The organism is Mesorhizobium shonense, assembly GCF_040545255.1.
GTDB classification, from domain to species: domain Bacteria; phylum Pseudomonadota; class Alphaproteobacteria; order Rhizobiales; family Rhizobiaceae; genus Mesorhizobium; species Mesorhizobium shonense.
Map to the genome: position 1 here is coordinate 190,303 of NZ_JBEPLM010000001.1, position 17,423 is coordinate 207,725.

General features: G+C 64.7%; 18 protein-coding genes. 5 read left to right on the forward strand and 13 right to left on the reverse strand.

All coding sequences use genetic code 11. The features are described from left to right. Positions 1-20: 20 nt before the first annotated feature. Entirely contained in the window at positions 21-557 is a 537-nt protein-coding gene (locus ABID26_RS01075) for a flavin reductase family protein (protein WP_292375073.1), read from the reverse strand. A 37-nt stretch (positions 558-594) separates the two neighbouring features. After that, positions 595-1,308: a GntR family transcriptional regulator gene (locus tag ABID26_RS01080; protein ID WP_292302498.1), complete on the reverse strand. Its 714-nt coding sequence runs from the start codon at positions 1,306-1,308 to the stop codon at positions 595-597. Between the two features lie 196 nt (positions 1,309-1,504). Here ABID26_RS01080 and ABID26_RS01085 point away from each other — a divergent pair, with 196 nt between their 5' ends. Beyond that, complete coding sequence (locus tag ABID26_RS01085; protein WP_292375071.1) at positions 1,505-2,227, forward strand: 3-keto-5-aminohexanoate cleavage protein; 723 nt, start codon at positions 1,505-1,507, stop codon at positions 2,225-2,227. A 46-nt stretch (positions 2,228-2,273) separates the two neighbouring features. Here ABID26_RS01085 and ABID26_RS01090 read toward each other — a convergent pair whose 3' ends face one another. Beyond that, a complete protein-coding gene (locus ABID26_RS01090) occupies positions 2,274-3,332 on the reverse strand; it encodes a Gfo/Idh/MocA family protein (protein WP_292375069.1) in 1,059 nt (352 codons plus the stop codon). Positions 3,333-3,423: 91 nt separating this feature from the next. After that, positions 3,424-4,209 carry a ThuA domain-containing protein gene (locus ABID26_RS01095; protein ID WP_354413354.1) on the reverse strand — a complete coding sequence of 262 codons (786 nt, stop codon included), beginning with the start codon at positions 4,207-4,209 and terminating at the stop codon, positions 3,424-3,426. Positions 4,210-4,418: 209 nt separating this feature from the next. Between ABID26_RS01095 and ABID26_RS01100 the strand changes: the two genes are divergently transcribed. Continuing rightward, positions 4,419-5,174, forward strand: a complete 756-nt coding sequence (locus tag ABID26_RS01100; protein WP_354413356.1) for a bestrophin-like domain — start codon at positions 4,419-4,421, stop codon at positions 5,172-5,174. Between the two features lie 3 nt (positions 5,175-5,177). Here ABID26_RS01100 and ABID26_RS01105 read toward each other — a convergent pair whose 3' ends face one another. After that, complete coding sequence (locus ABID26_RS01105) at positions 5,178-6,419, reverse strand: glycosyltransferase (protein ID WP_354413359.1); 1,242 nt, start codon at positions 6,417-6,419, stop codon at positions 5,178-5,180. Positions 6,420-6,616: 197 nt separating this feature from the next. On the opposite strand from ABID26_RS01105, the gene ABID26_RS01110 reads away from it, so the two are divergent. Beyond that, positions 6,617-6,820 (forward strand): hypothetical protein, encoded by a 204-nt coding sequence (locus ABID26_RS01110; RefSeq protein ID WP_126101001.1) that lies wholly within the window; start codon positions 6,617-6,619, stop codon positions 6,818-6,820. 190 nt (positions 6,821-7,010) lie between these two features. On the opposite strand, the gene ABID26_RS01115 is transcribed toward ABID26_RS01110, so the two are convergent. The 3 genes from ABID26_RS01115 to ABID26_RS01125 form a co-directional block, all read right to left on the reverse strand. After that, positions 7,011-8,648 (reverse strand): tlde1 domain-containing protein, encoded by a 1,638-nt coding sequence (locus tag ABID26_RS01115; protein ID WP_354413361.1) that lies wholly within the window; start codon positions 8,646-8,648, stop codon positions 7,011-7,013. A gap of 535 nt (positions 8,649-9,183) precedes the next feature. Next, on the reverse strand, positions 9,184-9,405 hold the full coding sequence (locus ABID26_RS01120; protein ID WP_435528532.1) for an RNA-binding protein: 222 nt from the start codon (positions 9,403-9,405) through the stop codon (positions 9,184-9,186). A 290-nt stretch (positions 9,406-9,695) separates the two neighbouring features. Then, on the reverse strand, positions 9,696-10,175 hold the full coding sequence (locus ABID26_RS01125) for a DUF2231 domain-containing protein (protein WP_245460023.1): 480 nt from the start codon (positions 10,173-10,175) through the stop codon (positions 9,696-9,698). A 242-nt stretch (positions 10,176-10,417) separates the two neighbouring features. Here ABID26_RS01125 and ABID26_RS01130 point away from each other — a divergent pair, with 242 nt between their 5' ends. Continuing rightward, positions 10,418-11,230 carry a class I SAM-dependent methyltransferase gene (locus ABID26_RS01130; RefSeq protein ID WP_292302487.1) on the forward strand — a complete coding sequence of 271 codons (813 nt, stop codon included), beginning with the start codon at positions 10,418-10,420 and terminating at the stop codon, positions 11,228-11,230. A gap of 9 nt (positions 11,231-11,239) precedes the next feature. Here the strand turns inward: ABID26_RS01130 and ABID26_RS01135 are convergent, their stop codons facing one another. The 5 genes from ABID26_RS01135 to ABID26_RS01155 form a co-directional block, all read right to left on the reverse strand. Next, positions 11,240-12,496: an NAD(P)/FAD-dependent oxidoreductase gene (locus ABID26_RS01135; protein ID WP_292302485.1), complete on the reverse strand. Its 1,257-nt coding sequence runs from the start codon at positions 12,494-12,496 to the stop codon at positions 11,240-11,242. Then, positions 12,493-13,215, reverse strand: a complete 723-nt coding sequence (locus ABID26_RS01140; RefSeq protein ID WP_292302483.1) for a methyltransferase domain-containing protein — start codon at positions 13,213-13,215, stop codon at positions 12,493-12,495. The genes ABID26_RS01135 and ABID26_RS01140 overlap by 4 nt, the downstream gene beginning before the upstream one ends. Then, positions 13,212-14,279 carry a type III polyketide synthase gene (locus ABID26_RS01145; RefSeq protein WP_292302482.1) on the reverse strand — a complete coding sequence of 356 codons (1,068 nt, stop codon included), beginning with the start codon at positions 14,277-14,279 and terminating at the stop codon, positions 13,212-13,214. Before ABID26_RS01145 ends, ABID26_RS01140 begins: the two co-directional genes overlap by 4 nt. A 284-nt stretch (positions 14,280-14,563) precedes the next feature. Then, the gene (locus tag ABID26_RS01150; RefSeq protein ID WP_189521280.1) at positions 14,564-14,722 is read right to left on the reverse strand and encodes a hypothetical protein; all 159 of its coding nucleotides are present in this window, start codon (positions 14,720-14,722) and stop codon (positions 14,564-14,566) included. A gap of 97 nt (positions 14,723-14,819) precedes the next feature. Continuing rightward, on the reverse strand, positions 14,820-16,733 hold the full coding sequence (locus ABID26_RS01155) for a DUF4396 domain-containing protein (protein WP_292302479.1): 1,914 nt from the start codon (positions 16,731-16,733) through the stop codon (positions 14,820-14,822). A 239-nt stretch (positions 16,734-16,972) separates the two neighbouring features. Here ABID26_RS01155 and ABID26_RS01160 point away from each other — a divergent pair, with 239 nt between their 5' ends. Further along, the gene (locus ABID26_RS01160; protein WP_292302477.1) at positions 16,973-17,341 is read left to right on the forward strand and encodes a hypothetical protein; all 369 of its coding nucleotides are present in this window, start codon (positions 16,973-16,975) and stop codon (positions 17,339-17,341) included. Positions 17,342-17,423 lie beyond the last annotated feature (82 nt).

Sequence of the window (17,423 nt, forward strand, 5' to 3'; positions counted from 1 at the left end):
CCTCCAATCGTGCCAAGAAGTCAATAATGGATGTCGAGTGGCCAGAGCGGCGCCAAAGTCTCGCCCGGCTGCAGCGCCGCGTAACGTCCCTTGCTGAAAACCAGTGGCCGGCGGTCACCGAAAGACCGGAACTGCCTGACCCTCGCGATGAACAGGACATGGTCGCCGGCTTCATGCCTGGCCCATGGCTCGCAATCGAACAACGCCGCGGCGCCGGGCAGCAACGGGGCGCCGGAGCCGGCCTGCTCGAAGCGCACACCCACCCATTTGTTGGACAGCGACCGCGCGAAGCGGTTGGAAATGTCCTTCTGGTTTTCGGAGAGAATATTGACCGCGTAACCGTCGGCCCTCTCCCAAAGCGGCAGGCTGACTGCCTTGCGATCGATGCTGAAGAGGACGAGCGGCGGTTCGAGCGACAACGAGTTGAACGAGCTCATGGTCATGCCGAGCCGTACGCCATCGGCTAGGCAGGTGACCACGCACACGCCGGTCGGGAACTGCCCCAGAGCCTGCCGGAACGCATGCAAGTCGAAAACCGTTTCCCGCTCGATGGTCACGCCCGCCCCTTTCGACGCCGTCCGTCAAGTCATCAGATCAAGTCACTCGCAGCCTGCCGTTATTCCTGTTGATAAGCCCTGCGGTCGCCACCTGCGCTCGGGCGGCCCATCCGGCCGAAACCGGCAGCCGCAACGCGACCAACGTACATGCTAGATGCTCGGCGACTGCCGCGGCTGCCTGTTCGGGGTCGCCGCGGCGTATTCCCTCAACAATCGCGGCGTGCTCGGCAAGAACGCTCTCGCCTCGCCCGCCGGAAATGGTCATTACATGCACACCCATGCGCAACTGGCGGTCTCGCAAGCTCTCATAGAAATCGGCGAGCACCGGGTTGCCGGCCGCGCGCACGATGGTGCGATGAAATTCCCGGTCGCATTCGATGAAGGCAACCGGATCCTGCCGCAGTTCCACCTGCTCGGCAATCAGACGGTCCAGCTCGGCGGCAAGCATCTCGCCGAAACTCGCGGCGCGGCGGGAGCACCACTCCTCGACCAGGCCACGCGCCTGCATGACCGCTTCGATGTCAGCCTCTGTGATGGGGGGCACATAGGCGCCCTTTTTGGGCACGATCCGCAGCAACCCGTCGGCTTCGAGCCGCAAAAGCGCTTCGCGCACAGGCGTCCGCGACGTTCCCGTGCCGCGGCAGACCTCCGCCTCTGTCAGGAACGTCCCTTCCTGGCTGGGCAAAGTGAGCACATGCTGCTTCAGCCAGCGGTAGACGATGTCCTGTGCTGCGTCGGCATGACCGCCCAAGACAGAAGCCTCGGTTTCGCGTCGCTTACTCATAGACAATATGTATACATCATGCTTACATCCCGCTCAAGCGTTTCGCCGCAATACCCCTGTGCAGTGCGCCGCAGGCCCTGCTTCAGTCGGCAATGACCGCCCCGTTCCGTTTTCAAGGCTTCGCAATTAGAATGAACACAGGCTGAAGCTGGATTTGCCCCACATGATCGTCCAGGCCTGCATCAACGGCGCGCGTCCCGCCGATTTCCATCCGGCCCTGCCGCTCGACCCGGACGCCATGGCGCGCGACGGCGCGGCTTCGATCGCGGCGGGCGCGGCCGAGCTGCATGTGCATGCGCGCGGCGCCGACCGTCAGGAAAGCCTCGCCCCGGAAGCGATGGACCGAACTGTAGCGGCGCTGCGCCGCGCCTGCCCCGGCACGCTGATCGGCGTCTCCACCGGCGCCTGGATCGAGAAGGACGACAGGCGCACGCTGGCGGCCATCGCCAGCTGGCGCGAGCTGCCCGACTACGCCTCCGTCAACCTCAGCGAGGCGGCGGCACCCGAAGTGATGGGGACCTTGCGCGACCGCGGCGTCGGCATCGAGGCCGGGCTTGCATCGATCGGCGATGCGCTCAGGCTGGCCAGCCTCGACCATGGCGGGCGGGTGCTGCGCGTGCTGATCGAAATTTCCGAGCAGACGCTGGACGAGGCCTTCGCGGTTGCCAACGGCATCGAAAAGGTGATGCAGCGCGAAGGCATCCGGCGCTCAATCCTGCTGCATGGCGAGAACGCGACGGTGTGGCCCTTCGTCGAGCGGGCGGCGAGGAGAAAATTCTCGACTCGTGTAGGGCTGGAGGATGGCAAGGAATTGCCGGACGGAAGCGTGGCCGACGGGAATGCGGCGTTGGTCGCGGCGGCGGTGGGGATTTATCGCAGGGCGTGATGTCAGCCAATCTCCCCCGCAAGGGGGGAGATTGGCAGTTTCGACCTCACTGCGTGTCGGCGTTGGCCCTCAGCTCGGCGCGCTTCCCGTCCGAGACCACGGCGAGGTCGAGCACCTTCTGAAGGCCCGCCGCGTGGCGGAAGTTCGGCTCGGTCTGGACGCCGCTCTTCACCGCCTCGAAGAAGCGCTGGTAGTTGGTCGGCACGGTGCCGGCGTCGAGCTCTTCCCACTTGGCATTCTCGACGTTCTCGCTGACGCAAGCCTTCAGCATCGAACCATCAAGGTTGTGCACAACCTCGATGCCGCCCTTGTCGCCATAGATGCGCAGCCTGAGCTCGTTGAGGTGACCGGTCGCCCAGCGGCTGGCATGCACCACGCCGAAGGCGCCGTTGGCAAAGTCGAGCGTCATGGCGAAACTGTCATTGGCGTCGAGCTGATAGTCGCCGATGCGATTTTCCGGCGCCTTGTCGAAGGCGCGCAGCCGGCAGAAGACATGGTCGATGTCGAGCGCGGCGCCATAGCTGGCGAAATCGAGGATGTGGATGCCGACATCGCCCAGCACGCCGTTCGAGCCGTGGCCGCGCGACAGCCGCCAGAGCCATTTCGGATCGGTGCGCCAGTCGCCCCAGAATTTCGACACCAGCCAGCTTTGCAGATAGGAGGCCTCGACATGGCGCACCGTGCCGATCTCGCCGGCCTGCACCATCTGGCGCGCCTTCTGCAGCGCAGCCACATTGCGGTAGGTGAGGTTCACCATGTTGACGACGCCGGCGGCCTCCGCCGCATCGGCCATCTCGCTCGCCTTGCCGAAATTCTCGGCCAGCGGCTTTTCGCACAGCACCGGCTTGCCGGCGGCGATCAGCGCCATGGTGGTCGGGTGGTGAATGCGATCGGGCGTGACATTGGCGACGGCGTCGAAATCGCCCCAGTCGAGCGCCGCCTCCAGCGAGGTGAAGCGCTTCGGGATCTTGTAGGCGTCGGCATATTCGCCGACGCGCGCCGGATCGACATCGACGGCGCCGACGATGTCGACCCCTTCTATGGCGCTGAAGCGGCGGGCATGTTCCTGCGCCATCCAGCCGGTACCAAGTATCAAAAGCCGCATTTTGTTTCTCCGAGCCAATTGGTTCGATTCAATGACATGACGCGGTTGTGGTCTAAGTGCTATTTTTACGCAACCCCAGACGGAAGACCGCTTAGCGGAAGCCGGCTTCGCCCGGCGCGTGCAGCTTGCCGCCGCGCTCGACGATCGGCTCCAGCGCCTTGTCGACCGGCACGTTCGGCGCAGCGAGGATGGCCGGCTTCGCCCCTTGCGGGTTATGCGCCCACTTCACCGCGTTGCGCAGCACCTTCTGCACCGTCGCGTCGTGATAGGTCGGATAGGTCTCGTGTCCAGGGCGGAAGTAGAAGACGTTGCCGGCGCCGCGCCGGTAGGTGAGGCCCGAGCGGAATACCTCGCCGCCCTGGAACCAGGAGATGAACACCGTCTCCAGCGGCTCCGGCACGGCGAACTGCTCGCCATACATCTCCTCGTATTCGATTTCGAAGAACTCGCCGATGCCTTCGGCGATCGGATGGCTGGGGCTCGTCACCCAGAGCCGCTCGCGCTCGCCGGCCTCGCGCCATTTCAGCGTGCAGGGCGTGCCCATCAGCCGCTTGAAGATTTTCGAGAAATGGCCGGAGTGAAGCACGATCAGCCCCATGCCCTCCCACACCCGGCGGGCGACACGCTCGACCACTTCGTCGGCGACAGCGCCATGATCCTTGTGACCCCACCAGACCAGCACGTCGGTCTCGGCGAGATGGGATTCCGGCAGGCCGTGCTCCGGCTGCTCCAGCGTCGCGGTCGAGGCGGAGATCGCCTTGTCGGCGTTGAGCGCGTTGGCGATGGTGGTGTGCATGCCTTCCGGATAGATGCCGGCGACCACCTCGTTGGTCCGCTCATGGATGTTCTCGCCCCAGACGACAGCGCGTATTGTCATTGAAAGCCTCGTAATGATCATGAGGGTGGAGCCGCCCCGCGCCATAGATAGCGTCTTGCGCTGGCATTGGAAGCGGTTTTCGCAATGCAGTGAACGCTTGTGGGCGTCGTCATTCTAGGGCCGAGCGACGCGAAGCGGAGCGCAGACCCTAGGATGACGAATTCGCACACCCAATTGGCAAGCGATCTTTGCCGTGCGCAATATCGGCCATGGGTGAGGTACTTATAGGGTTAGGGATATTTGCCTGTCTGACTGGCGCCGCGATCGTCAGCCTGATGGTCTATGAGCATTTTCCGACCCACCACCGCCAGGACGACACCAGCGCCGTGGTGCGGCTTGCCGCCAACCTGTTCGTGGTGTTGTCCTCGCTGGTGCTCGGCCTGATGATCAATTCGGCCAAGAACACATTCGAGGCCATCAACAGCAACGTCCACACCTTCGCGACCGATATCATCCTGCTTGACCGAACGCTCCGGCAATACGGACCGGAGGCGGACGGGGCCCGGCAATCGCTCACGGCCTATGTCCAGCGCGTCGTCGACACCTCCACCGCCGACAGCGACACAACGGTCGTCCCGAACAGGCTGTCGGAGCTGCTGCTCAATCAGGTCGGCGATATCCTGGCGGGATTGACGCCCGCGGATGCCAGGCAGACCGCCGCACAGCAGGCTGCGACACAGCAACTCCAGAAGCTGATCGAGCAACGCTGGATATTGGCCGAACAGTCCGAGGGCGCCATCCCCGCACCGCTGATCGCCCTGCTCGTCGCATGGCTGACGCTGATCTTCGCCAGTTTCGGCTTCCGGGCGCCGCGCAACGCAACCATCGTCGGCACGTTTGTCATCTCCGGTGCGCTGGCGGCGGCCGCCGTCTATCTGATCATCGACATGGATGCGCCCTTCTCCGGCCCGATTCAGGTCTCGCCGGCGCCGCTGCAAAGAGCGCTGGCGGAACTGACGCAGTGAGATTCACCGTCGGCTCAACACATCGACCAGCCATTTGGCCGCCACTTCAGCGCCGTCGGCGCGGATCAAGCGAGCGAGCGCTCTCGCGCGAACGCCGGTTTCGGGCGCCAGCGCCGTTTCGAGCGCCACCGACAATGACGCGAAAGTCGGCGTCGGGCCGTCATGTGCGGCACCTATGCCGAGCTCGGCCACCCTGCGCGCCCAATAGGGCTGGTCACCGATCTGCGGCACCACCACCTGCGGCGCCCCTGCCCGCGCGGCGGCGGCGGTCGTGCCGGCGCCGCCATGGTGCATGGCGGCGGCCACGCGGCCGAACAACGCCTGCTGGTTGACATCGCCGACGGCGAAGCAATCGTCGCGATCGTCGATCGGGCCGAGCTCGGCCCAGCCATGCGCGATAATCGTGCGCCGCCCCCTAGCGCGGATCGCCTCGATGGCCGCACGGCCGGCCTCGCTCGCGACCGCAATGGAGCCGAAGCCGACATAGACCGGCGGCGAGCCGGCATCGAGGAAGACTTCCAGCCCGTCGGGGAGCGGCCGTTCGTCGGCCAAGATCCAGGCGCCGGTCTGCATGGCTTCGATCAGGTCCGAGGGCGGCCATGGCCCGAGCGTCGGGTCGCAGGCAAGCAGGACAGGATCGCCGAAGACATAATCGCGGACATTGTCCAACGGATGCAAGCCGAGCGATGCGCGGAGGCCGTTGATCGCGCCGCCAAACAGCGCGTTCTTGGTCGCGATATCATGGTCCCAGAGCGCTCTGTTATCGGTCACGCCGGCTGGAAGCGGATGCCCCGGATATTCATGCGGCCGGTTGTGCGCCGACGGCAGCCAGACAGGACAGAAGGTGCCAAGGATGTAGCGGATGCCCCGCTGCTCAGCGATCAGCCGCACGGCGGCACAGGAGGGGAGGAGGCCGCACGCCACCACGGCATCGCAGCCTTCGGCGGCCGCCATGAGCGCATCGTATTGCCTGGCGACGATCTCGGCCGCCTGGCCGGAGATGAGCTTCGCCCGGCTCTCGGGCGAAGCGGCCGACGAACGCCTGATCATCTCCTTTACCCATTCGCGCACCGGCGCAAAGGCCAGCACCAGCTCCACGCCGGCGCGGGAGCATAGAGTGGCAAATTCCTCATCACCGGGGACGCTCACCTGCACCTCGGCCCCGAGCGCCTGCAGCCGCTCGCCGAGCGCCACCACCGGCTCCACGTCGCCGCGCGAACCGTAGGTCGACAACAAAATCCGCATTCGGGAACTCCCTTGTCCAAAAATCGAGATCAAGGGCAGGGTACATACGGCATGGTGGGAGTCTTGCCGCAAGCCCGGGTTGCGCCATATCTACCTTCTGGGAGGGGTCGATATGTTTGCCGTCCCCTCAATCCCGCCGATTTTCGACGTTTCCCACCGGCGCTTTACGAGGTCGCCGTCGCTTCGCGTCGCTCGCGGTGAGCTTTGCGGCCGCGCCGCAAGCACGGTTCATCACGCTCGCCGCGCCGACGGCGGCGATGATCCGGGCCAAGGCAGAAAGAGACGGCGTTGACTTAAAGCGCGTCGCGATCTTTCAGATTCGCTCGATGCGCTTTAGTTTTTTGATTTTGCGCATGTCTTTGTCCCGAAACCGGTTCCCACTTTCGGGAGACATGCTTTAGTTCCCTGGCACATAAATTCTGACCGGTTGGGTATGTTTGCGTTGGCGTATCGCATGCCTTGGAGGTTAGCCGAAACGCCGATCGCTTCGTCATCCTGGGGCAGAGCAAGGAGCGAAGCGACGCGGCGCAGACCCCAGGATGACGACGTTGGGGAGGCTTCCGCCAATTCCAAACGTCGTGAAATCCTGGATCAGCCCTGGCGCCCTTCCTGGGCGACCTGGGTGGGCGATCTGGTCAGGCGCGGGACGACCACGAGGCGCTTGATCTTGCCTTTCTTGTAAGCGGCGAGGAAGCGGTGGTAGTCCTTGAAGACAACACAGCCATTGGATTCGGCGCGGCCGCCACGCAGCATATAGGTGTGGGCGAGCAGGCCGTCGCGGCCGTATTTGTTCTTGCCACTGGTCGGAGTCAGCCGGATCGCCTCGACGCCGTGGAAGCGCGATTCACGCATCGACAGATTGTAGGTATCGGGCGGCGTCGGGCCGACATTCTTGCGGTTGACGAAGCGTGGCTGGTCGACCATCGAGCCGAACCCGGAATGCGCCTCCAGCTTCGAGCCGTCCGGCATATAGACCGTCCCGGCAGAGATGTCGTAAACGGCGACGCCATTGCCCGTCGAAGGCCCGTTGAACAAGCTCCCGAAGGCCCTGCCGAGGCCGCCGCGTTCGGGCGTGTCCGGCTTGGCGTAGGCGAGCATCTCGGAAGGCTGCGCCTTGCCACGCTTGGCCGGCGCGGCATTGATCGGTTTCGAGTCCTGCACGCCCGGAAGCGCCTGGTCGGAACTCCTCAGCGATCGCGGTGACTGCGGGGCTTCCGCGGTATCGACGGCAGTGGGTAGCGGCTTGCCTGGCCCCGGCTTGGCAGCTTGGGGCTTTGCCGCCTGGGTTGCCTGCGGCTTGGCCGGCTCCGGATTCCTCGCGGCGTTCTGTTCGGGCGTCTCGGTCGCGCGATCGAGCGAGGTGCGCGGCCTCAGGCCCGGCACGGCGATGCTGTCGGGCAAACCATCCTGCGGCGGCAGCGAGGCGACCTGCACTTCACCCTGGCGAGCGACGGCTTGCCCCGAGACTTCAGCACCGTCAGAGGCGCCGGCTGCCAGATCCGGCGCATCGCCGTTGGCGAGCTCGACCGCGGTCGGCACGTCGACCGTCTCTTCGGGCATGACATTGGCCAAAGCCAGCGCCAACTCGGAGGCACGCTGGACGTCGACCTGATTTGAGCCGAAGCGTGTCTCGGCCGGGCCGCTTGAGGTCGGGCCGATCTGGGTCGGATCGATCCGGGCCGGGTCGTTCTCAGCCACGCCGCCGAAGCGGCTTGCCGCCGGCAGGCTCGCAAGCAGGAAAGGCGCGCTTTCGGCGCGCTGGAAGGCATCGGCAAGTTTCTGCGGCGAAAGCCCGGCGCGCTTGATGACGCTGTCGAAACGGTCGGCGACGTCCGCGGCGGACGCTACCTCCACCGCCTTCTCACGCGCAACGCTGAGCTTTTCAAACGCGACGCTGTCAGGCGCCGCCGGCTTCAGGCGCGCCGCCTTGCCGTCATGCACCAGGGCGGTAGGGGTCGGGGTGGAGTGCGCAAAGCTGGTGGCGAGGCCGAGGCAGCCGGCATCGCAGCCGGCGGTGAGCGAGCCCGTCTTGTAGCCGCCGGTCGCGGCAAGGCGCGGCGCCCAGGCATTGGCGACCTTGCGGCGCTGGTCGGCGAGCGCAATGTTGCGCGGCGCAAGCAGGCTCTGCGGCAATCCGTTGGAAGCGGCGGTAAGCGAGGTGCTCACCGAATAGAGGCCGGCCAGCGTGGCCGCCGACCACAGGGCGAGCGCGGCGCCGACAGCAGGCACCACAACCCAACGATGACCACCAGATTTCTTCGAAGTTGAACCCCTCTCAGGAGTGTCACCCCGGTTCTTCAAACGCAAAAACGCCATACGACCACTCTCAATCGGCATGCCGGTTTGCGGACCTGGCACCCGTCACGATCACAGTTCGCCTGGTGCCCCCTGCACCTTCACGCGTCTGTTGCCGATTGATTCAAAAGATGGACAAAGATGGTTAACCAATCCCTCCACCAATCGCCATTGTGGCGACGGTCCATACGAAAAAAGAGCCCTCCATGGTCTCCGCCACGGTAAAAATGCTCTCCCTCGCCCGCTTTTGCTGCCCGTTTTTGCGGGCCGAGTCAAGCAAACGCGAAGGTTTTGCCCTTTCGGACGATCGCCAGCTAAAGACGGATTGAGGTAAAAAAGCGGCAGGAAAAGCGTGCCGCGTAGAGGTGCGACATCGCTGTCGGCGGGGAACGCGAGGCGAACCGGCGGCAGGAAGGAAGGTTTCGCCGCGTGCCGAAATCAACAATAGAGCTGGTCAAATCAGGTCGCTTCACGCCCTGGCCGAACGGCGCTTCGAAAGCGACTGCCACAACTCCGCTTCGGCGGTGAAACCGTTCTGGAAAGCTTCGATGACTTCGCAGGCAAGCTGTTCTCTTTGGTCCCCGTCTTTGAGGGCCAAACGGCGCTCGTTGCACAACTGATCGAATACCCTCCAGAGAAGCTCCAACTCGATCGGCGTGAATATGCCGCTGTGTTTGGTGAAAGCCATCACGCTTTCCTCCCCCTTGGATGGGCGAAAGCGTGATCTACTCTTTCAAGCGTCCGTGTGCCTCGGCTCGGTGCGGACGACAAGCTATTTTACATCCTTCGGAGTGCCGTGGCGATTCCTTCGTAGTGGAAGATCGAATTTCAAACCGACCCGTAACCCGTCGTCCGACACCCCGCTGGCCTGGGGTGCCCTGAGCTGTTCATCTTTTGAATCGCTCATCCGGTTCAACTATTTGTTTTTACGCAATTCCTGACAGCCTAGCCTTGCTTCAAACACCGGTAAGCGTCGCGCGTTCAGCGTGTTTCGTCCGATCCGTCGGCGACGCCGACATGATACCGATAGACCATTCCCCAACCCTTCCAGCCGGTGAACAGGAGGATCAGGACAACGATCAGCGACAGGACCAGGCCGACCGGCACCACCGCCGCCTCTGCCTGGGTATATCGCAAGTACCAATTGTAAAGCTCGATCAGGACGACAATGACGTTGCCGCCGGCGTGAAGCCATACGTCCCGCAGACTGCGGATCTGAGCATCACCCAGTATATCGGTCAGACCGGCAAGAGCGGCCAGCGCAGCCATGATCAACCCTGCCCCGAGGAGCCAGAGCGTAGGGGCGACCCAGGCCGGATTGCCGGTTCGCCAGAACACAAGGTCGCAAACGAAGGTCGCGACGAAGAAGGCAATCGGGAACGGTATCAGCATGGCATGGACAGGATGGCCGGCAATACTTGCCGTGCTGTGCGGATTGTGGGTGATCATATGGTGGGCCATAGCAATGCCTCCCGGAGGCGTGGCGAGCGCCGCCTCAGGCCACATCACAACGCATCACGGGCTTGGCGGCAAAAGCCGGATACATATCGAACTCCGATAGGTCCGGAATGTTCCATAGACTCGGCGTTCGCAGTAGCCGGCATAACCGCATATGCCGTGGGACGCCCCGCGGTCGAAAACGAGCCAAAACAAACAGCTATGTGCTAGTCTTGCCAACCAGCAAAAGGACAGCGGGCGATCGCATGTTGGAAACGGACAAGGTGTTCGCCGGCTCGATCCCGGAAAACTATGACCGGCACATGGTGCCGTTGATTTTCGAGCCCTATGCCGCCGATCTTGCGCAACGGGTAGCGTCCTTCTCGCCCGGCGCCGTCCTGGAGACCGCCGCGGGCACCGGGGTCGTCACCCGCGCGCTGGCGCCAAAACTGTCCCCCGACGCAAGCTATGTCGTGACCGATCTCAATCAGCCGATGCTCGACTATGCCGCTTCGCGGCAAGGCCCCGGCAGCCGCGTCACATGGCGCCAGGCGGATGCCCTGGCGCTGCCGTTCGAGGATGCGGCCTTCGATCTCGTTTGCTGTCAGTTCGGCGCGATGTTCTTTCCCGACCGCTCGGCTGCCTATCGCGAGGCAAAGCGCGTGCTCAGACCCGGAGGGCGCTTCCTGTTCAGCGTATGGGACCGCATCGAGGAGAATATATTTGCCTATGACGTGACGAATGCCCTGGCGAGGATTTTTCCGAACGATCCGCCGCGCTTCCTGGCACGCACACCGCACGGGTATCACGACAAGGACCTGATCCGCAGAGACCTGGCGGGCGCAGGCTTCTCCCAGGTGACGATCGAGACGCGAGTCGAACAAAGCCGCGCATCCTCGCCGCGCCTTCCGGCCGTGGCTTATTGCCAGGGAACCCTGCTTCGCAACGAAATCGAGGCCAGGGAGGCGGGAAAACTGCAAGCCGCAACCGACTACGCCACCTCGGTCATCGCAGACAGACACGGCAGCGGCGAGGTTGCCGCCAAAATTCAGGCGCATGTCATCGTGGCTGTAGCCTAAAACGAAAGTTTAGCCTTGGGCCACGCGCACTCCGGCCAGACCGGGGACGGGTTCCGTCTTGCCGCTGAGCCGCGCGCCCAAGGTGAGTGCCCGCGGAAAATTGCGGACGACCGTCGCCATCATTGCCGCGCCGCCGGGACCGAGCGCGATGCGGGCAATGGCTTCAGCGGCAAGAACCCGCGTCGAGAACAATCCTCTCCAGGCCGCCTCGTAGCGCCTGCCGGCGGCCTTGCGTGCCTCCAGCCCGTTTGCCGCCTCGCCAAGCTCCCGCGCCAGGAGCCAGCCCGACTGAAGCGCCATCGATATGCCCTCGGCGATGATCGGGTGCGACTCGCCTGCGGCATTGCCGACCCGGAAGATGTCCGCCTCGTAGCCCGCGCGGATGCCTGGCCGGATCGGCCCGGCGGCAAGCCACGGGCCGTCGAGATGGGCTTGCTCCAAGGCTTCACGCGCGCCCCGGCATGTCGCCATGATATGATGCTCGACGGCTTCGGCGGCAGAGACATGACCGCCGCGCTCTCGGGCGAGGCTGCCGCGCAGGCGGGTGAGCATATCGCGCCTTATGCAGCAGGAGATCGACATGCGGCCGTGGTCGGCGAGCACCATGCCGCCATAGCCGCCGGGAAACGTCAGCAGCGGCATCAAGTCCGGCGGCAGCGACGAGCCGGTGAAATGCGCCTTGAAGCCGAGCAGGTCCGAGGGGCGGCTGGACTTCCCGAGCTGGCTCGGAAGCGGCCCCGGCTCCCACGAGCCATGCGCAGCGACGATCACCGGCGCCCGCAGGATTGTCGCCTCGTCGCTGGACTTTTCGCCTGTTGCCTGGATCCGCACCGCCTGAATGGCGCCACAGCGTTCGATGGCGACGACGCGCCGGGGCTGGAAGACTTCGGCACCGGCCGACCGGGCCGCATCGAGCAGCAAGGTATCCAGTATGTCGCGGCCGAGCGCGCGGCCGAAGCCATCTCTTGCGGCAAACCCCGATCTCGCGCCCGGCATCGGCGCCTCGATGCCGGTGTCGCCGGAAAAGAGGCCGACGCGACGGATTTCTGGACCGGCCGCGGCCCGCCAGGCGTTGCCGATCTCCAGCCGATCGAGAAGCGCCAGATTGCTTGCCGAGATGTATTCGCCGCACACCTTGCGGCGCGGAAACGCGCTCTTCTCCACGATCGCGACGGCCCATCCGCGCCGGGCAAGCGCCAGCGCCGCCGACGTGCCCGCCGGACCGGCGCCGATGACGATCGCATCGTGAGTGGATGGCCGCCTCAAGGTGTCGCCCCGGCCCGCACCTCCGCCGCGCCGGCGAAGACATGGGAGAACGCTCCGGCGCGGCGCTCCTCGATCGGCCTGCCGCCGGCAGCGCTCCAGAGGTCGGAAAGCTCGCTTCCGCGGAAGCCGGCGCGCACGCTCTGCGTGGCGTCATGCCTGGTGACGTCGTTGGCGCCGATCATCCAGAGGAGCCGCGCCCCGGCGAGCGCCAAGCCTGCCCGCAGCGGTTCCGTCGCCAGGATGAGCGGAGCCATGCGCCGCAAAAGCGAAAACAGGCGCAGCAGCCCGTCGTCGTCGAAATGGTGCAGGAACAGGTTGACCGTGATTGCATCGAAACGCCTACCGTCCGCCTCCTCCGCCCAGTCGAAGACGTCCGCCGTGATGGTTTCAAGGGTCCATCTCAGCCCGGCGAAATCGGCCGCGAGCTTCGGCGTGACGAGACCGACGCGATCGAGCATCGTCAGCTCCACGTCCTGCCAATCTCTTGCCATGCGCCGCGCCACTTTCAGCATGAAGGTGCCGTCGCCGGCGCCGATCTCCAAAATGCGGCCTGGCGGTCTCGGCAGAAATTTCCTCATGAGCGAGGCCATGATCGGCGCCTGGAACATCAGCGCGTTGATGCGGGCAAGGTCGCGGCGCGAGCGCAGCGCCCGTTGATCGTCGGCCGCAAGCCCATCCAGGATTTCCGGGACGAGGCTGCGCTGGGCGAGCGCGGTCATGCGACGGTCCTGAACAGCATGGTCTCGGCCGTCAGCCCTGGCCCGAACGACATGCCGCATCCGAGAAGTCCGCCCGGCTTCTTCAGCATCTCTTCCATCACGAACATGACGGTCGGCGACGACATGTTGCCGTATCGGCGCAGCACCTCGCGCGACGGCTTGAGCGCGGCGGGCTCGAGGTTCAACGCCCTCTCGACGGCGTCGAGAACGGTGCGGCCGCCCGGATGCACGGCCCAGAGGTCGATCGCCTCCGGCGGCCGGCCGCCGAGGATGGCGTCCTGGTTGCTGCGCAGCGCTTGCTGGACCGCGGCCGGCACCTGGCCGGAAAGGACCATGTCGAAGCCATGGTCGCGGATATCCCAGGTCATCAATTCCCGCTGCTCGTCCGCGACGGCGCAGCGGAAGGAGTCGAGCTCGATGCCGGGCGGCTCGGCGGTGACGAGGCTTGCCGCGCAGCCGTCGCCCCAGAGGCAGAAACATAAAAGCTTCTCCAACTCGCTGGTTTCCCTGATGTGCAAGGTGCATATTTCGATATTGACCAACAGCACCTTCGCCCGCGGGTCGGAGCGCACGATGTGGCGGGCAAGCTTGAGGCCGTTGACGGCAGCGTAGCAGCCCATGAACCCGATCATCGTGCGTTCGATATTGTCTGGCAGGTTGCAGCGCCGAACCAGGTCGAGGTCGATGCCGGGCGCCGAAAACCCGGTGCAAGAGGTGACGATGAGGTGGGTGACGCGCGATGCCTCGTCGCCGAGGTGCAGCCCGTCGACGGCCTTTTGCGCCAGGACGGGCGCGGCCTCGCCGAACATCGCCATTCTCACAGCCGTTCCGGGAAACGCGCCGCGCCTGAAGGTTCCGGCAAGATCAGCCGACGGCCCTTCGGGGTCGAGCGCGGGTGCAAAGCAGGAAAAGCGATGCTCGATGCCGGCGAGGCCGGCCATGCGTTCGAATATCCTCCTGCGGTCTGCGGCGAGCATCGAGGCCGCGTAGCGCAGGTAGAACTGATGGACTTCATGTTCCGGAACCGCTGTCGCGATCCGGTTGATATAGGCGTTGGCGGACATGCACTGTCTCCCTGGGCCCCGGGCGCGGTGCGCGCTGTTGCCGGAGGGGTTCCTTGCTCATGGGCGCCGATGTCAGGCGCCAGGCGTTGAACGTTGCCTGTTCGATAAACGTTTCGGAAAACCTGTTTCTTCCAGGGCGTATGATCCCTGGCCAAAAAGTTCGGAAGGGATCATGCGCAAAATCAAAGCGTTACAGTCTCTTCCGTGCCCGAAAGGCGCGCCGTGCCGCAAGACCATGCGGCCGGCGCGAACCTTCAGCCTGTCAGGCAAAAGCCTCGCGCCGATCACTTGCTGCCCTGCACCGCTCCGGGCACGATCAAGGCTCCCTGGTCGCGCTCCGAATATCTGAAGCCAATAAAGAACAAGGCGATGATGACGAGACAGAGCGCCAGCACGATGGCGATGGTCCTTCCCGGGTTTTCGGCAGGCGGTTTGTCTTCCATGGCGGTTCGCCTCGCATATAAACCCTGCGGGAGCGGCAAGGGTTCCGAGCGCCAGGCGCGTTCGCCGAATCTTGGGATAGCGAGGGCACCGCCGCGATCACGTGACATCGATGACGACCATCAGCCCGCCGCCGCCCTTCTCCTCGACATTGTTGTTCGTCGTGTGGTGCGGGATGTGGCAGTGGATCAGCCATTTGCCCGGGCGCCGCGCCGTCCAGACAACATCGTAGCGCTGGCCCGGCCCGACATTGATGGTGTCGGCGAGGAAGCGGGCCGAAGGGGAAATCGTCTCGCCGTCACGGGCGACCACCTCGAACGGCCCGCCATGGATATGCATCGGGTGGATGAAGCCGTTGTTGGTGCCGATGAAACGCACCTTCAATGTCTCGCCGACCTTCATGCGGATCGTCTCGGTCGCGGGATAGGCCTTGCCGTTGATGGTGAAGAAGTTCGGCATGCCGCCGTCCATCGGCATCGAAGGATAGGTCAGGCCCTCCCGCACCAGCCATTCCTGCAACTCGATGACATAGTCATGGTCGGCCGCGACCTCGTCGGCGGGATCGGCGGGGTCGATGATCAGCGCGCCATAGAGGCCGAGCGCCTGCGTCCGATCCGGCTTGGCATGCGGGTGGTAGAAATAGGTGCCGTGCTGATTTGCCGTGAACTCGTAGGAATAGGTCCCGCCGGGCTCGATCGGCGGCTGCGTGATCTCGGCCGGCCCATCCATCTGGTTGGGCAGGATCAGACCATGCCAGTGCACCGTGGTTTCCTCCGGCAGCGCATTGGTGACATTGATGCGCACGCGGTCGCCCTGACGGATATGGATGCGCGGGCCGGGGATCTGGCCGTTATAGGCATAGGCTTCGACCGTGACGTCCGGCAGGATGTGCCAACGGATCACCGACGGCTTCAGTTCGAAAACCTTGACGCCGTTCTCCATCCGGAACGGCAATTCCTGGTCCCCCTTGGCCGCAAGACCGTAGGAGACGGTCACCAGGCGCGGATCGGCCGCCGCCATGTCGCGCATCGTGTCGGCCGGCGTGTCGCGGTCCATGATCATGCCCTGCGGCATGATCACTCCGCCGACGTTACGCGCCGACAAGGTCAGGTTCAGCCAGTTCGCAGGCGCGATCATTCCGATGGCGAGCGCGACCAGCGAGGCCATGCCGATGGCAGCGACCTGCGGCGCGGTCGCATCCGAGTGCATGTGGTGGCCGGCGCCGCCCTTGCCCGAAGCCCGGCCGCTGCCTTGCCGATGATGGCCATGGCCGCGCGCATCGGCCTGCTGCATCTGCATCCGCACATGCTGTTCGCTGGCCGGCCGGGCACCTGCCTCGGCCGGCTTTTCGCGTTCGGTCATCAGGCCATGCTTCAGCCCGCGCGCGACCAGCCAGACATTGGCGGGATAAGCGAGCGTGAAGCCGGCGATCACGCCGATCGACATCGCGCCCCAGAACAACAGTTCGGTCGGCTCCATGGCGCGCATGTCGCGGCCCATCATCAGGAAGCTCATGACCGGCGCCATGCCGGCCATCATGAAGTTCATGGAGATGAATTCGGGCAGGAAGCTGTTGCGGACGTTTTCCCGATAGGTGCCGCCCATCATCGACTTCATGAACAGCGACTGGAAGATGAAGAGGCCGAAGGCGAAGCCGGCAAGATATTCGACGATAAGGTCGAGCCACATCGGCAGGCCGAGCGTCGCCGTGATGACGGCAGCGAGGATGATGCCTGTGGCATCGCCGGCGACGCAATGGATGGTCGAGCCGACGCCCTGCTTCCAGAGCGGACCGGTGAAAGCCTCATGCTCGCCCGGGCGAGGCTCCTTGTCGGCGAGCACGTAAAGCAGCAGGCCGAGCGGGCCCATATAGAGCGTCACCAGGATGAAGCCCCATTTCATCACCACCGGCTCGGGATTGTTGCGGTACTGGTCGAAGCCGACATAGAGCGTCGAGGCAACGGCGAGCGCGAACCAGGCGACGAGGAAATAATCGATCGGTTGGATAAGCATGCTCCCTCGCGCCGTTCGCTCGGAGGTTGTGCCTGCCCCCGCCTGCGGATGAACGCGGCCGAGGCCGTTATGATCCACAAAGCGGATTGCCTGGCCGGACGGGCGAACGCCAAGCACGGCGCGCCGAGGATGAGACGCGATGCCGCGCCCACGCGGAAATCACGGGCTTGCGACTTGCAAAAGCCGCGCTTTCCGATCAGCCTAAGGGGATAATGGCTCGACTGTCGCCAAAACATCTCATGGTCATGCTGCTCGCGGTCTTCTTGACCGCCGGGTTCAGCCTGTCCGCGGCGCAGGCCAGCGTCATGTCGGCCAGGATGGCAGGCGCTAACACCATGGCCATGCCTGCCGCCAGCGGCATGGACAAGATGGCCGGCGGCGCTATGGATGAGGACTGCAAGGCGTGCCTCAAGGATTTGGGCAGCAAGGGCGGTCCGATGCATTGCCCACCTGACTGCATCGCACCCGTTCTCGCCGTGCTGCCGCAGGACTTGGCCATGGCGATCGCGCCGCGTGTGCAGCAGCCATCGCCGTTGCCCACCCCGTTGCTGCGCGGGCGAAGTTCGCTGCCCGACCCATCTCCTCCCCGACCCACCGCTCTCGTCTGACGCCGTATCGGCCGCATAGCGGCTGATCCCTGGCGTCTGATCCCCGCTTCGCGCGCCGCCGCGTCGCGGGCTCGCACGGCAA

Coding starts and splice junctions, on each gene's coding strand:
- ABID26_RS01085 (WP_292375071.1), top strand. CDS start 1,505: ATGATCGTCCAGGCCTGCATCAACGGCGCGCGTCCCGCCGATTTCCAT.
- ABID26_RS01090 (WP_292375069.1), bottom strand. CDS start 3,332: ATGCGGCTTTTGATACTTGGTACCGGCTGGATGGCGCAGGAACATGCC.
- ABID26_RS01095 (WP_354413354.1), bottom strand. CDS start 4,209: ATGACAATACGCGCTGTCGTCTGGGGCGAGAACATCCATGAGCGGACC.
- ABID26_RS01100 (WP_354413356.1), top strand. CDS start 4,419: ATGGGTGAGGTACTTATAGGGTTAGGGATATTTGCCTGTCTGACTGGC.
- ABID26_RS01105 (WP_354413359.1), bottom strand. CDS start 6,419: ATGCGGATTTTGTTGTCGACCTACGGTTCGCGCGGCGACGTGGAGCCG.
- ABID26_RS01125 (WP_245460023.1), bottom strand. CDS start 10,175: ATGGCCCACCATATGATCACCCACAATCCGCACAGCACGGCAAGTATT.
- ABID26_RS01130 (WP_292302487.1), top strand. CDS start 10,418: ATGTTGGAAACGGACAAGGTGTTCGCCGGCTCGATCCCGGAAAACTAT.
- ABID26_RS01140 (WP_292302483.1), bottom strand. CDS start 13,215: ATGACCGCGCTCGCCCAGCGCAGCCTCGTCCCGGAAATCCTGGATGGG.
- ABID26_RS01145 (WP_292302482.1), bottom strand. CDS start 14,279: ATGTCCGCCAACGCCTATATCAACCGGATCGCGACAGCGGTTCCGGAA.
- ABID26_RS01150 (WP_189521280.1), bottom strand. CDS start 14,722: ATGGAAGACAAACCGCCTGCCGAAAACCCGGGAAGGACCATCGCCATC.
- ABID26_RS01155 (WP_292302479.1), bottom strand. CDS start 16,733: ATGCTTATCCAACCGATCGATTATTTCCTCGTCGCCTGGTTCGCGCTC.
- ABID26_RS01160 (WP_292302477.1), top strand. CDS start 16,973: ATGGTCATGCTGCTCGCGGTCTTCTTGACCGCCGGGTTCAGCCTGTCC.